This is a genomic window from Pseudomonas sp. DP-17 (assembly GCF_022380625.1).
Lineage (GTDB): Bacteria > Pseudomonadota > Gammaproteobacteria > Pseudomonadales > Pseudomonadaceae > Pseudomonas > Pseudomonas nitroreducens_A.
In genome coordinates this window covers 389,750-402,891 of sequence record NZ_JAKSXG010000003.1, presented here as the reverse complement: position 1 = coordinate 402,891, position 13,142 = coordinate 389,750, and the positions used below count along the sequence as shown (strand labels likewise).

Annotated in this window: 11 protein-coding genes; 4 read left to right on the top strand and 7 right to left on the bottom strand. The window is 66.8% G+C overall.

What is annotated here, in order from left to right; all coding sequences use genetic code 11:
- Positions 1 to 31: 31 nt before the first annotated feature.
- Together MJ122_RS09225 and MJ122_RS09220 are read left to right on the top strand one after the other, a co-directional pair.
- Entirely contained in the window at positions 32 to 1,627 is a 1,596-nt protein-coding gene (locus MJ122_RS09225) for a bifunctional aspartate transaminase/aspartate 4-decarboxylase (protein WP_239743871.1), read from the top strand.
- Positions 1,628 to 2,289: 662 nt separating this feature from the next.
- Positions 2,290 to 2,733 carry a cytochrome c gene (locus tag MJ122_RS09220; protein ID WP_239743869.1) on the top strand — a complete coding sequence of 148 codons (444 nt, stop codon included), beginning with the start codon at positions 2,290 to 2,292 and terminating at the stop codon, positions 2,731 to 2,733.
- A 75-nt stretch (positions 2,734 to 2,808) separates the two neighbouring features.
- Here MJ122_RS09220 and MJ122_RS09215 read toward each other — a convergent pair whose 3' ends face one another.
- The 5 genes from MJ122_RS09215 to MJ122_RS09195 form a co-directional block, all read right to left on the bottom strand.
- On the bottom strand, positions 2,809 to 3,975 hold the full coding sequence (locus tag MJ122_RS09215; protein WP_239743867.1) for an MFS transporter: 1,167 nt from the start codon (positions 3,973 to 3,975) through the stop codon (positions 2,809 to 2,811).
- Between the two features lie 124 nt (positions 3,976 to 4,099).
- A complete protein-coding gene (locus MJ122_RS09210) occupies positions 4,100 to 4,240 on the bottom strand; it encodes a hypothetical protein (protein ID WP_157791831.1) in 141 nt (46 codons plus the stop codon).
- Between the two features lie 226 nt (positions 4,241 to 4,466).
- The gene (locus MJ122_RS09205; protein ID WP_239743865.1) at positions 4,467 to 6,260 is read right to left on the bottom strand and encodes an amidohydrolase family protein; all 1,794 of its coding nucleotides are present in this window, start codon (positions 6,258 to 6,260) and stop codon (positions 4,467 to 4,469) included.
- Positions 6,257 to 7,000, bottom strand: a complete 744-nt coding sequence (locus tag MJ122_RS09200) for a sulfite exporter TauE/SafE family protein (protein ID WP_239743863.1) — start codon at positions 6,998 to 7,000, stop codon at positions 6,257 to 6,259. The genes MJ122_RS09205 and MJ122_RS09200 overlap by 4 nt, the downstream gene beginning before the upstream one ends.
- Positions 6,997 to 7,908 carry a bile acid:sodium symporter family protein gene (locus tag MJ122_RS09195; protein ID WP_088421472.1) on the bottom strand — a complete coding sequence of 304 codons (912 nt, stop codon included), beginning with the start codon at positions 7,906 to 7,908 and terminating at the stop codon, positions 6,997 to 6,999. Before MJ122_RS09195 ends, MJ122_RS09200 begins: the two co-directional genes overlap by 4 nt.
- A gap of 190 nt (positions 7,909 to 8,098) precedes the next feature.
- Here MJ122_RS09195 and MJ122_RS09190 point away from each other — a divergent pair, with 190 nt between their 5' ends.
- The gene (locus MJ122_RS09190; protein WP_239743861.1) at positions 8,099 to 9,055 is read left to right on the top strand and encodes an AraC family transcriptional regulator; all 957 of its coding nucleotides are present in this window, start codon (positions 8,099 to 8,101) and stop codon (positions 9,053 to 9,055) included.
- A gap of 5 nt (positions 9,056 to 9,060) precedes the next feature.
- Here MJ122_RS09190 and MJ122_RS09185 read toward each other — a convergent pair whose 3' ends face one another.
- Together MJ122_RS09185 and MJ122_RS09180 are read right to left on the bottom strand one after the other, a co-directional pair.
- Positions 9,061 to 9,300: a hypothetical protein gene (locus tag MJ122_RS09185; RefSeq protein WP_239743860.1), complete on the bottom strand. Its 240-nt coding sequence runs from the start codon at positions 9,298 to 9,300 to the stop codon at positions 9,061 to 9,063.
- A 144-nt stretch (positions 9,301 to 9,444) separates the two neighbouring features.
- Entirely contained in the window at positions 9,445 to 10,596 is a 1,152-nt protein-coding gene (locus tag MJ122_RS09180) for a murein transglycosylase A (RefSeq protein WP_239743858.1), read from the bottom strand.
- Positions 10,597 to 10,747: 151 nt separating this feature from the next.
- Between MJ122_RS09180 and MJ122_RS09175 the strand changes: the two genes are divergently transcribed.
- A complete protein-coding gene (locus MJ122_RS09175; RefSeq protein WP_239743856.1) occupies positions 10,748 to 13,108 on the top strand; it encodes a DNA polymerase II in 2,361 nt (786 codons plus the stop codon).
- Positions 13,109 to 13,142 lie beyond the last annotated feature (34 nt).

The following is a 13,142-nucleotide window of genomic DNA, read 5'->3' as shown; positions in this document are numbered from 1 at the left end:
GGGTGGCGCCCTGCTTGAAGGAAGTACCCGTATGTCCGAGAAGATCGATTACAGCCAGTACAAGTCCCTCAGCCCGTTCGAGCTGAAGGACAAGCTCATCGAGGTGGCCGGCAGCCGCGAGAACCGCCTGATGCTCAATGCCGGGCGGGGCAACCCGAACTTCCTGGCGACCCTGCCGCGCGAGGCGTTCTTCCGCTTCGGCCTGTTCGCCAATCAGGAAGCTGACCTGAGTTTCTCCTACCTGGGCGACGGCATTGGCGGCCTGCCGCAGATCGAGGGGATCGAAGGGCGTTTCGAGCGCTACCTGCATGATCATCGCGAACACCGTGGGGTGAACCTTCTGGGCAATATGCTCAGCTACGTGCGTGACCAGTTGGGGCTGGATGCCTCTGCGTTTCTGCACGAGATGGTCGAGGGCATCCTCGGCTGCAATTACCCGGTGCCGCCGCGCATGTTGCGCCTGAGCGAGCAGGTGGTGCGCGAGTACCTGGCGAAGGAAATGATCGGCGGACAGCTGTCGCGCGACGAATTCGACATCTTTGCCGTGGAGGGCGGCACCGCCGCCATGACCTACCTGTTCAACAGCCTGAAGGAAAGCCGCCTGATCCAGCCGGGCGACAAGGTCGCCATCGGCATGCCGACCTTCACGCCGTACTTCGAGATCCCGCTGCTGGATGACTATGGCCTGGAGGTGGTCTGCATCGAGGCCGACCCTGAGCTCAACTGGCAGTATCCGCGCAGCGAACTGGACAAGTTGGCCGACCCGGCGATCAAGATCTTCTTCGTGGTCAACCCGAGCAACCCGCCCTCGGTGCGCATCGACGACGAATCGCTGGCCTACATCGCCAAGCTGGTGGAAGAGAAGCGCCCGGACCTGTTCATCCTCACCGATGACGTCTACGGCACCTTCGCCGACGACTTCACCTCGCTGTTTGCAACCTGCCCCCGCAACACTGCGCTGGTGTATTCCTTCTCCAAGTACTTCGGCTCCACCGGCTGGCGGTTGGGCACCATCGCGCTGCACAAGGACAATATTCTCGACCAGCGCATCGATGCCTATCCTGCCAGCGTGCATGCCGAGCTGAACAAGCGCTACGAGTCGCTGGTGGTGGATACCAAGGGCCTGAAGTTCATCGACCGGCTGGTGGCCGACAGCCGCTCGGTGGCGCTCAACCATACCGCCGGCCTGTCGACTCCGCAGCAGGTGCAGATGGTGTTCTTCGCACTGTTCGCCCTGATCGATGCGGCCGACCACTACAAGAGCGTGCTCAAGCATCTGCTGCGCCAGCGCCATCACGCGCTGTACCGCGAGCTGGGCCTGCCGATTCCCACCGACCGCTTCGAGGTCGAGTACTACACCCTGCTGGACTTCGAGTATATCGCCACGCGTCTGCATGGCGCCGACTTCGGCCGCTGGATGAGCGAGCGGGTGGACGCCAACACGCTGCTGTTCCGCATTGCCGACGAAACCGGCATCGTCATGCTGCCCGCCAATGGCTTCGGGCCGCTGAAGGCGGGTGGCCGCGTGTCCCTGGCGAACCTCAACGAGTACGACTACGCACGGATCGGCAAGTCGCTGCGCCGCGTGGCCGAGGAAGGTTATGCGCAGTACAGGGCGGCGCACTGACGCTTTGCCGGGCATCGATCGGGCTGCTGCCCGGTCGATGGTGGCTGATTCCGCGGCTGCCGCGCCGGGCGGTCATTGCCGCGCGTCTGGGAATTTCCCACCTCTCTGATCCAAAGACCCCGGCCTGTTCCGGGGTCATTGTGCCGATGTTGAGCGCCCGACCGGCTTCCTGGCTTGGATGACGGCCGGGACGGCGGCGATGGACCAGGCGATGACCTCGCTGGGTTCTGCTGCGGAAACCGACTATGACCCGACTTCACGCTCAGCGGAGCGCCCAAAGGAGCGACCATCCTCGTGCTGGGCGCCTTCCCGTTCGGACCGGATGCCTATGAGTTCAATGCCATGAGTCCGGAAGAGTGCATCAGGAAGGCGCTGGAGTGTGGCGCGCGGATTCATCTGCAGTGCCCCAGTGAGTTCGACAACGGCATCGCGGTCAGTTGGCAGCGGGTGCCCTGGACCAACGGTTGCCACGGCCTCTGGAACGAGGAGACGCGGGAGAAGTACTACAAGCCCTGTGCCGGATCGATGGGCGCCTCTTGCTGGCCGGCGAGCAGGCGTCCTACATTCCGGCCTGGAAGGTGCGCGGCTGTCCTCGCTGGACGCCATCAGGGTCTGCACACCCACATCGTTGCCAGCCAGGGTCAGGCGCGAAGGAGGGATTCATGAGCAGGTCATTGACAGGAGTACTGTTGGGCGGGGCGCTCGTGGTCGTCGCGCTGCAAGGGACGAATGTGCTGGCTGAAAACGTGCTGCCGACCTTCTCCGGCGCCTCGCATTTCAGCGAACAGAGCGGTGAGGCGCTGTACAAGAGTATCTGCCAGGGCTGCCATATGCCGGACGCCCAGGGCGCCAGGGGCGCGGGTCAATATCCGGCATTGGCGAACAACCCCAGGCTGGCGGACGTGGACTACCCGATCCTCATGGTCAGCCATGGCAGCGGCGGGATGCCGCCCTTCCAGTCGTACTTGTCCGACGCGCAGATTGCAGCGGTGGTGGGTTATGTGCGAACGCATTTCGGCAATAAATACATGGATGCGGTAACCGCCGAACAGGTGCACAAGACCACCAGTACCTTCGACCGGACCCTGCAGCGCAAGAAGCCTTGATGCCGGTCGCGACACGGCGGATGCCTGTCGGGGCCGCCGTGTCGGCAGACCGGTTGGGCATTTCCGCCTGCCGATTCAGGCCAGCGCGCGTATGCGGCGCAGCGAGGCGGCCGCCGTCGCCACGAACAGCCCGGCCGCGAGGGCCAGTGCAACCGGCACGCCCTGGGGGCCGAGGTCCATCAGGCTGCCGCTGAGCAGTGGCCCGAGCAGGCTGCCGACGCCCCAGAGCATGCCGGCGGCGGCGTTGGCGGTGACCAGGTCGCGGCCGCGGAAGCGCTGGCCGATCAGTACCAGCGCCAGGGTGTAGACGCCGCCCGCCACTGCGCCCAGCAGCATCAGCGCCGGCCAGAGCAGCGACGGCTGGCTGATCAGCCAGGGCAGGGCGAGCCCGATCACCATCGCCGCGACGCCGCAGGCAAGGTGCAGGGTGGGCCGGTCCAGGCGGTCGGACAGCCAGCCCAGCGGCAACTGGCAGAGCATGTCGCCGAGCAGGATCACCGTCGCCATGAACGCGGCAATGCCCACCGCATAACCGTGGCTGGAGGCGTATACCGGGAAGAGCGAGAGCACCACGCTGTCGAAGAAGGAGAAGAACAGCACGCCCATGCACAGCGCCGGCGCCACCCGCAGGAAGCCGGCCAGGGAGAAGCTGCGCGGCTCCTCCACGTGTTCGTGGATGCCTTCCTCGGGCATGGCCAAGGCCACGGTGGCCAGGGCAATCAGGTGGCCGACACTGACCAGCAACACCACCCACGGCGTTTGCGCACCGAGCAGCGCGACCAGGGTCGGGCCCAGCAGCTGGAAGGCGGTGAAGCTGGTGGCATACAGGGCGACGATGGTGCCGCGGTTCTTTTCGCCGCACAGCTCGTTGACCCAGGCCTCGCCGAGGATGATCGCGATGCCCATGCCGATACCCAGTGCCAGGCGAGCAACCGCCAGCAGCCAGAGCGAATGGCTGCTGAATTCGATGGCCGCGGTGCTGGCGGTGCACAGCGCGAAGCACAGCAGGTACAGGCGACGCCGGCTGACCAGCTGGCAGGCGCGGTCCACCAGGGTGGCGGCGAGGATCATGCCGGCCGCCGGCACTGCCGAGAGGATGCCGATCTGCAGCGCGCTGGCGCCGTTGTCCAGCAGGCGCAGCGCCACCAGCGGCAGCGTTGCGCCCAGGCTCAGGCCGACGATGGACACGGCAAACAGCAGCACCGCGAGAAGCGGTTTGTTGAGGATGGCTGGGGTATTCATGAAAACCTTCTCTTGCCCGAGCGCTCATGCCACGGGCCGGCAAATGCAAACGAGCCCGCCGGGATTCACCGGAGGGCGGATTCGAAATACCGAGCGGCCGGCGCGAAGGCGCGCGGCGTCCGGCTCAGCAGCCGGTGGGAGGAGAGAAGGTGAAGGCGAAGAGAACGCTGCGACGCAGGTTCAGCACGGCATCGACCTTGCGCACGCGCGGGGGCTCCCGGAGGAGGGCGAGCGATGAGTCGGCGAAGCGGCAGAACGGGGTCATGGTGCGGATACAGCGTAGGACGTAGGAAAACGCGCACTCTAGTGAGTGCGCGTCAGACCGTCAATCTCGGCAAGCCGGGCGGTCGAGCCACCCCCGCGGTGTCTGCAGAACGTGCTGGGTAGGATGGTGTGGAGCGCAGCGATACCCATGCCGACCGGGTACAGGATCGATGGGTATCGCTGCGCTCCACCCATCCTACGACTGCGACCCGCCGGCAACACCGATCTTACCGGCCGTAAACCGGACTGCCCGACGGCACCTCTTGCGGCCGGCTCAGCACATCGCGCCCCGGGAGGAAGGTACCGAACAGGCGCTCCTTGCCCAGCGTCTCGGGGAAGCCGCTCTCGCGGCGATAGGCAACGCGACCGTTGATCAGCGTGGCCTCCACGGCGTCGTCGTTGCGCTTCACCAGCCGGGTCAGGCCGATCACTTCCATCGGCGCTTCGCAGACATCGTCCAGCTCGTCGGTCAGGCCTGCCGGGTTGACCACCACCAGATCGGCGCGGTCGCCCACTCGGATGTAGCCGGCGTCGATCCCGGCGAAGTCCGCCAGCTCGCCGGTCAGCCGGTGGATGGCGCGGCCGGTGTCCATGAAGCTCCGCCCGGCCAGTTCGGCATCGCGCACGTACTTGAGCATGCGCAGCGGGAAGTTGTACTGCGCATGGGAAGCCAGGTGCGCGCCGGAGTCGGCGAAGCCCGGCTGGGTCCAGGGGCTGGCCAGCAGCTTGCCCATGATCTCGGGGCGGTGGTTGCCGTAGCAGGTGGTCCACTTGAGGTCATTGCGGTACTGGCCGGCCAGCTCGAAGAAGGCGTCCACCGGGTCCAGCCCGCGCTCGCGGCCAATGTCTTCGAAGTTGCGCCCGACCAGCGAAGCGTCCGGGCATTCGCGCACCCAGCAGTCGGACAGGTTGCGGTGCCACAGGCCGAGGCTGAGAGTGGCCTTGATGTCCTTCTTGAAGCGCTCGCGGAAGGCCGGGTCCTGAATTCTGGTGTAGAGCTCTTCCGGGTCCTTGATGTCGCGCAGCACTTCGCCGGCACCGAACTCCTCGAAGCCGTTCATGTTCAGCCCTTCGATGCGCACGACGAAGGGCGCGGGCAGGGTCTGCCAGCGGTAGCGGCCGCGCAGCAGGCGGTTGGCGACCCAGCCGGAGGCGCGGGTGATGCGGTGCATGAAGGGCTGGGATTTCAGGTCCAGCGCGGTGAGCATCGAGCATTTGAGCGGGCGGCGGAACCAGCCGTGGGCCTGGTAGAGGAAGGCGAACACGTTGATCTTGGTAACCGCGTTGGGCGCACCCTGCATCAGCGCATTGCGCCGGCGCAGCACGGCGAAGAGACGGGAGAATTCCTTCCAGCTGGCGAAGGTGGAGGGCAGCGGGCTGGACCAGGCGCGGTCGCCGTCCATCTTGTCCAGGCGCGTGGTCATCACCGAGAGGCCGAAGCAGCCCGCGTCCAGCGCTTGCTCCAGCAGTTCCTCCATGCGCGAAAGCTCCGCTTCGGTGGGCTTGGCGCCGCTGATGGCGCGCTCCAGGCCCATCACCGTCACGCGCAGCTCGGAATGGCCGAGGAAGGAGCAGAGGTTCGGCCCCAGCGGCTGCTGGTCATAGAAGGCGCGGTAGCCCTTGGCGTCCTTCCAGGTGCGCTTGTCGCGCAGGATCGGCAATACCTGCTCGCGCGGCACGGCTTCGACGCGGGTGAACAGGTCCGAGCAGTCCTCGGCCTCGCCCAGCACCATGCTGATGGAGCAGGAACCGACCGACACGGTGGTTACTCCGTGGCGCACCGACTCCTTCAGCGCCGGCGCGGCAATGGCCTCGGCGTCGTAATGCGAATGGATCTCCAGGAAGCCGGGGGTGACCCACTTGCCGGCGGCGTCGATGATCTGCGCACAGCCTGTTTCGTCCAGCGGGCTGAGGCTCAGGGTGTCGATGCGGCCGTCCTTGATGCCGACGTGGCGCAGGCTGCCGGGGGCATCGCTGCCGTCGAAGTACAGGCCGTTCTTGATGATGATGTCGTAGCTCACAGGAGACTCCAGGGCGACAGCAGCAGGACGCCGCTGACCAGCAGCAGGCAGTGGATGGCGAGGCGGAAATGGTGTTCCTCGAAGCGGTGGTGCAGGCGTTCGCCCAGCCACACGCCGAGCAGCAGCAGGGGCGCGTAGGCGAGCACCTGGGGCAGCGCCGGGCGCAGGCGGCCGTCGAGCAGGAAGGCGAAGGTCAGCAGGCCGTTGAGGGTGAACCAGACGCAGACCAGGGTGGCGCGCAGGCGGGTCATGTCCAGCGGGCGGGTCGAGAGTGCGTAGACCAGCAGCGGCCCGCCGGAAGCGAACAGGCCGTGGCAGACCCCGGCGGCGCCGGTGGCCAGCCGCACCACCCAGTGCGGCGTGCGGCCGCGCTCCGGTGCACTGGCGCGCAGGCGCCACAGTTCGCGGCCGGCGAACCACAGGATCAGCACGCCGAGGCCGCGCTTGAGCGGTTGCGGGTCCAGGTGCGGCAGCAACAGGTAGCCGATCAGCATGCCGATGAGCATCCCCGGCAGTACGGTGCGCAGCAGCAGGCCGGTGTCGATCAGGCGGCGATGACGCCAGCAGAGGTAGCCGGTCATCCCGATGTTCAGCGGCACCAGTATCGGTAGCAGCGTCTCGATGGGCATCAGCAGCGCGCCGAGGGACAGGGCGATCACCACGCTGCCGAAGCCGGTGATGGCTTCCAGGGTGTAGGCCAGCAGGATGAAGCCGCCGAGGGCGATGGCGGGTGCGTTCATGGGGCGGCCACCACGGCTGCGCGAGGTTCGCGGCGCGCCCAGAGCTGCGCCAGGACCAGCCCGGAGAACAGTTGCCAGCAGCCCCAGAACGCCGCGATCAGCAGCATGCCGCCGGCCTGCGGGAAGAAGGTGAGGATCAGCGCCATGCCCAGTGCGGAGTTGTGGATGCCGCTTTCCAGGGTCACGGCGCGCACATCGGCGTCCGGCAGCTTCCACAGCCGCGCGCAGGTGTAGCCCAGCAGCAGCGCGGTACCGTTGAGCAGCAGGACCAGCCAGAAGAACAGGTGGAAGTAGGCCATGAACTGCTGGAAGTTCTTGGCGAAGGCCATGCCGACGAAACCGAGCATCACCAGCAGCGACAGCTGCCGCATGGGTTTCTCCAGGCGCCGCGCCAGTTGTGGCCTGTGCTTGCCCAGGGCCATGCCCAGCAGCATCGGCAGGATCAGCACCAGCACCACCACGCCCACCAGCTCCAGCGGGTCGATGTGGATCTGCGTGAGTCGGTCACGGGTAGCGGGGTTCAGCCCCGCGTAGAGGGCGAAGTTCAGCGGCGTGAAGATGCCCGCGCTCAGCCCCGACACGGCGGTTACGCTGGCCGACACCGCGACGTTGCCTCGGGCCATCCAGGTCATGATGTTGGAGAAGGTGCCGCTGGGGCAGGTGGCGACCAGTATCATCCCCAGCGCCAGTTCCGGGTCGATGGGCAGGGCGACGGTCAGCAGGCAGGTGGCGGCGGGCAGCAGCAGGAACTGCACCAGCATACCGATCACCGGCGCCTTGGGCTGGCGCAGGATGCGGGCGAAGTCGTCGCGGCGCAGTTCCAGCGAGACGCCGAACATCATCAGGGCGATGATGGCGTTCAGGGCGATCATCGAGCCGCCGGAGAATTCGAGATGGACTTCAGGCATCGCCGTTCTCCCGTAGCAGGAGGGCGGGGCGAGGCGAACGGGCAGTGGCCGGCGGCACGGGCGCGGCTCCGGTTTCAATCAGCATGCAAGGCGACTCTTGTTTGTATTTATCGTTGTAATTGGCAAGCATAGGGCAGCGTTACCGCCCGGTAACGGCTCAATCGGGACCTTCGCCGGTTAATTCGGGACCATGCCGCACACCATTACCGTCCATTACGCCCAGGGCATCCTGCAGGCCGCCCAGCGCCTGGGGCTGACAGTGCCTGCCGGGCTGCAGGCGGCCAGCCTCGAACCGCGCATTCCCCTGCAGCGTCAGGACGCCTTCTGGGAAGCCATCTGTGCGGCTTCGGGCGACGCTTTGCTGGGCCTGCGCCTGGGCAGTGCCCTGCAGGTCGGTCATCTGGACATGGTCGGCGCGTTGTTGATGAGCTGCGATCACTACGGCGAGGCGCTGGATGCCCTGCTCGAGTATTACCCGATCATCGCCGAGGGCAGCGAGTTCCAGCGCGAGCAGGACGCGACGCAGGTGCGCCTGGTCTATCGCCCCAGCTATACCGTGCGCCGCGAGGAGCGCGTAGAGGCCGCGCTGGCGAGCCTGGTGCACCTGACCCGCTGGATCACCGGCGACCGGGTCAGGCCGCAGCGACTGGCCCTGAGTCATGCGGCGCGAGGTGAGCCCACGCGTTACGTCGAGCTGCTGGAGTGCCCGGTGGATTTCGCCTGCGCCGAGAACGCTCTGAGCTTCGCTGTCACCGATCTTGAAGTTCCGCTGATCCAGGCCAATTCGCTGATGCGCGAGCACCTGCGTGCGCTGGCCGATGCGCAGCTCGAGCGCCTGGGTGCGCAGAGCCTGGCTGCCCGCGTGCAGCAACTGCTGCGGCAGAACCCGCGCTGGGGCAAGGAGAAGGTGGCCGATCAGCTGGAACTCAGCGGGCGTCATCTCAACCGCAAGCTGGCCGACGAGGGCACCAGCTTCAAGCTGCTGCGCGAGCAGGTGTTGCACGGCATGGCCGAGCAGCTGCTGCGCGAATCGTCGCGGCTGGGAGAGGTGGCCGAGCGCCTGGGCTTCTCCGACGAGAGCGCGTTCGCCAAGGCGTTCCGCCGCTGGAGCGGGATGACGCCGGGGCAGTTCCGTCAGAGCAGCTGAACCGGTTACTGGCGGTTATGGTTCACCGTGGCCAGCGCCTGGACTGCGGGCAAGTCGATGCGTTGGGGAACGCTGCGCTGGTGCTCGATGACGCCGGTGCCCGGCAGTTCTGCAACGAAGAACTGATCGATGCCGAAGAACAGCAGGATCAGGGCGATGGCGCCGATCCAGCAGAGCACGTCATAGTCCAGCGGCCAGCCACGGTGCTGGCGCTGCGAGCGGAGGGGGGGCTGGTGCTTCTTCATGGCGGTCACCGCGTTCGGATGGGGGGTCGGCGAAGCCAGGGGAGTGCCTGGGTTCGCCGACCATTTTCCGGTGGGCGGTGTGGCCGGTGATTCAGGGAGCTCTGTAGGACGAGTAGGAATTTCCTCTATTTTCCTACGCTAGGATCAGGCGCCGGGCAGCGCCTTGTCCTTCGGCCACAGCAGCCACAGCTGGCCGTCCTGCTTCATGTGCCCAGCCAGCTCGCCGGCTGCATCGCCCGTGCCCCAGAACAGGTCCGCGCGCACCTCGCCGACGATGGCGCCGCCGGTGTCCTGAGCGGCTACCGGGCGCACCACCGGCGCGCCGTCCGGGCGGGTGGTGGAGAGCCACATCAGGCTGCCCAGCGGGATCACCTTGCGGTCGATGGCCACGCTGTAGCCTGGCGTCAATGGCACGTTCAGAGAGCCGCGCGGGCCCTCGTTGCTGTCCGGGCGCTGGCTGAAGAACACGTAGCTGGGGTTGCTAGCCAGCAGTTCGTCGACGCGCTGCGGATGGGCGCGGGCCCAGTCGCGGATACGCGCCATGCTGACCTCTTCCTTGCTCAGCTCGCCCTGTTCCACCAGCCAGCGGCCCACTGGCTTGTAGGGGCGGCCGTTCTGCTCGGCGTAGCCCAGGCGCAGTTGGCGGCCGGAGGCGAGCTCCACGCGGCCGGAGCCCTGGATCTGCAGGAACTGCAGGTCCATCGGGTCGGGCAGCCAGGCCAGCACGGGCGCGTTGACCCCATCGCGGCGGATGCCGGCGGCATCGGCGTAGGGCACCAGGGTGTTGCCTTCGAGCTTGCCGCGCAGGCGCTTGCCCTTGAGCTCCGGATAGACGCTGTCCAGCGCCACGGTAATCAGGTCCTTCGGCACGCCGTAGACCGGCACGGTGTGCTGGGCGTCGCGTTGCTGGCTGCCGCGGTAGACCGGCTCGTAGTAACCGGTGATCAGGCCGTTCTTGCTGCCCTCGGCGGAACGCAGCTGGTAGGGCTGCAGGTGGGCCTGCATGAACTGGCGGATGGCCGGGGCGGAGGTCGGCACGCTGGCGGCGTCGGCGCAGGTCGCGGCCCAGATGTCATCCTTCTTCAGACGCACCGCGCAGGCCGAGCGCCAGGCGCTGAATCCTTGCAGTACGTCGGTATCGGCGGTCTGTGGCAGGTCCGACCAGTCGGCCTTGGAATAGGTGGGCGCCTGGGCCTCTTCGGGCTTTTTGCCGAACAGGCCGCAGCCCGAGAGCAGGGTGGCGAAGCAGAGGGTAGCAACGAGAGGGCGGGTCCAGTGGCGGGACGAATCGGTCACGGGCAGGTCCTGGCAGGCAAACGAAAGCCCGCTAGCTTGGGCAGACGCGGGGCGTGCGTCAAACGCATCGGTCGGATTTACACGCCTTGCAACGAATCCCCGGACGGCCCGCTAGAATGTCGGCATGAATCGACAGACGGGTGGTTAGAGCGTGGAGGCAAGGCAGGGTTTCGTCCTGACCCGACATTGGCGGGATACGCCCCAAGGTACGGAGGTGGGCTTCTGGCTGGCCACCGATGAAGGGCCCCGGCATGTGCTGCTGCCGCCGCAGACCTCGGTGGCCTTCGTGCCGGGCGAACAGCGCGCCCGCGCCGAAAAGCTGCTGGCCGGCGAACGCGGCGCCGAACTGCGCCCGCTGGGCCTGCGCGATTTCCAGCAGCGCCCGGTGCTGGGCCTTTATTGCCAGCAGCATCGCCAACTGATGAACCTGGAAAAGCGCCTGCGCGAGGCGGGCGTCGAGGTGTTCGAGGCGGACATCCGCCCGCCCGAGCGCTACCTGATGGAGCGCTTCATCACCGCGCCGGTGAGCTTCAGCGGTGAGCCCGGCGAGGGCGGCAGCATCGTCACGGCGCAACTGCGCCCCGATCCGGGCTATCGGCCGAAGCTGAAACTGGCCTCGCTGGACATCGAAACCAACATCCGTGGCGATCTCTACTCCATCGCCCTGGAGGGCTGCGGCCAACGCCAGGTCTACATGCTCGGCCCGGCCAACGGCATCGACGGCGAGCGCGATTTCGAGCTGGAGTACTGCGACAGCCGCGCGCAACTGCTGGAGCGCCTGAACCAGTGGCTGGTCGAGCACGACCCCGACGCCATCATTGGCTGGAACCTGGTGCAGTTCGACCTGCGCGTGCTGCAGGAACACGCCAAGCGCCTGGAGATCCCGCTGCGGCTGGGGCGTGGCGGCGACGAGATGGGCTGGCGGCAGCACGCCTCGAGCAACCACTACTTCGCCGCCGCGGCGGGCCGGCTGATCATCGACGGCATCGAGGCGCTGCGCTCGGCGTTCTGGAGCTTCCCGTCGTTCAGCCTGGAGAGCGTCTCGCAGCAACTGCTGGGCGAGGGCAAGTCCATCGATAACCCCTATGATCGCATGGCCGAGATCGACCGCCGTTTCGCCGAGGACAAGCCGGCGCTGGCGAAGTACAACCTCAAGGACTGCGAGCTGGTCACGCGCATCTTCGAGAAGACCCGCATCCTCGACTTCCTGCTCGAACGCGCCAGCGTCACCGGGCTGCCGGCGGACCGCAGCGGCGGCTCGGTGGCGGCCTTCACCCACCTGTACCTGCCGCCGATGCACCGCCTGGGCTACGTCGCGCCAAACCTCGGCGGGAAGGCGCCGGAGGCCAGCCCCGGCGGTTTCGTCATGGATTCTCGGCCGGGGCTCTACGAGTCGGTGCTGGTGCTGGACTACAAGAGCCTGTATCCGTCGATCATCCGCACCTTCCTGATCGACCCCGTGGGGCTGGTGGAAGGCTTGAGCGACCCGTCGGACGAGGCGTCGATTCCTGGTTTCCGCGGTGGCCGTTTCTCGCGGACCCAGCATTGCCTGCCGGCGATCGTCGAGCGCGTCTGGCAGGGCCGCGACGCCGCCAAGCGCGACGGCAACGCGCCGCTGTCCCAGGCCCTGAAGATCATCATGAATGCCTTCTACGGCGTGCTGGGTTCCAGCGGCTGCCGCTTCTTCGATCCGCGCCTGGCCTCGTCCATCACCATGCGCGGCCACGAGATCATGCGGCGCACCCGCGAGCTTATCGAGGGGCAGGGACACCGGGTGATCTACGGCGACACCGATTCCACCTTCGTCTGGCTCGGCCGCGCCCACGACGAGGAAGAGGCGGCCGGTATCGGTCGTGCGCTGGTCAACCACGTCAACCAGTGGTGGGTCGAACACCTGCGCGAGGAATACGGACTTGAGAGCGCGCTGGAGATCCAGTTCGAGCGGCACTTCCGGCGCTTCCTCATGCCGACCATCCGTGGCGCGGAAGAGGGCAGCAAGAAGCGTTACGCGGGCCTTGTGCGGCGCGCCGACGGCAGCGACGAGATGGTCTTCAAGGGCCTGGAAACCGTGCGCACCGACTGGTCGCCGCTGGCCCAGCAGTTCCAGCAGGAGCTGTACCTGCGCATCTTCCAGCGCCAGCCGTACCGCGAGTTCGTCCGCGATTACGTGAACCGCACGCTGGCGGGCGAGCAGGATGAGCTGCTGATCTTCCGCAAGCGCCTGCGCCGCCAGCTCGGCGACTACGAGCGCAACGTGCCGCCCCACGTGCGTGCCGCGCGCATCGCCGATGATTACAACGAGCGCCAGGGGCGCCCGCGTCAGTACCAGCGCGGCGGCTGGATCAGCTACGTCATCACGGTCAATGGCCCGGAACCGATGGAGACGCTCAGCTCGCCGATCGATTACGACCACTACGTCAGCCGGCAGCTACAGCCCATCGCCGATGCCATCCTGCCGTTCGTGGACGATGACTTCAGCGCGCTGGTCGACCGGCAGCTGGGCCTTTTCTAGGCACAAAAAAGCCGGCGCAAGCCGGCTTTTCCAT

Excerpts from the sequence above, each read along its gene's own strand:
- MJ122_RS09190 (WP_239743861.1), top strand. The coding sequence starts at position 8,099 with ATGCCGCACACCATTACCGTCCATTACGCCCAGGGCATCCTGCAGGCC.
- MJ122_RS09225 (WP_239743871.1), top strand. The coding sequence starts at position 32 with ATGTCCGAGAAGATCGATTACAGCCAGTACAAGTCCCTCAGCCCGTTC.
- MJ122_RS09185 (WP_239743860.1), bottom strand. The coding sequence starts at position 9,300 with ATGAAGAAGCACCAGCCCCCCCTCCGCTCGCAGCGCCAGCACCGTGGC.
- MJ122_RS09210 (WP_157791831.1), bottom strand. The coding sequence starts at position 4,240 with ATGACCCCGTTCTGCCGCTTCGCCGACTCATCGCTCGCCCTCCTCCGG.
- MJ122_RS09220 (WP_239743869.1), top strand. The coding sequence starts at position 2,290 with ATGAGCAGGTCATTGACAGGAGTACTGTTGGGCGGGGCGCTCGTGGTC.
- MJ122_RS09215 (WP_239743867.1), bottom strand. The coding sequence starts at position 3,975 with ATGAATACCCCAGCCATCCTCAACAAACCGCTTCTCGCGGTGCTGCTG.
- MJ122_RS09195 (WP_088421472.1), bottom strand. The coding sequence starts at position 7,908 with ATGCCTGAAGTCCATCTCGAATTCTCCGGCGGCTCGATGATCGCCCTG.
- MJ122_RS09200 (WP_239743863.1), bottom strand. The coding sequence starts at position 7,000 with ATGAACGCACCCGCCATCGCCCTCGGCGGCTTCATCCTGCTGGCCTAC.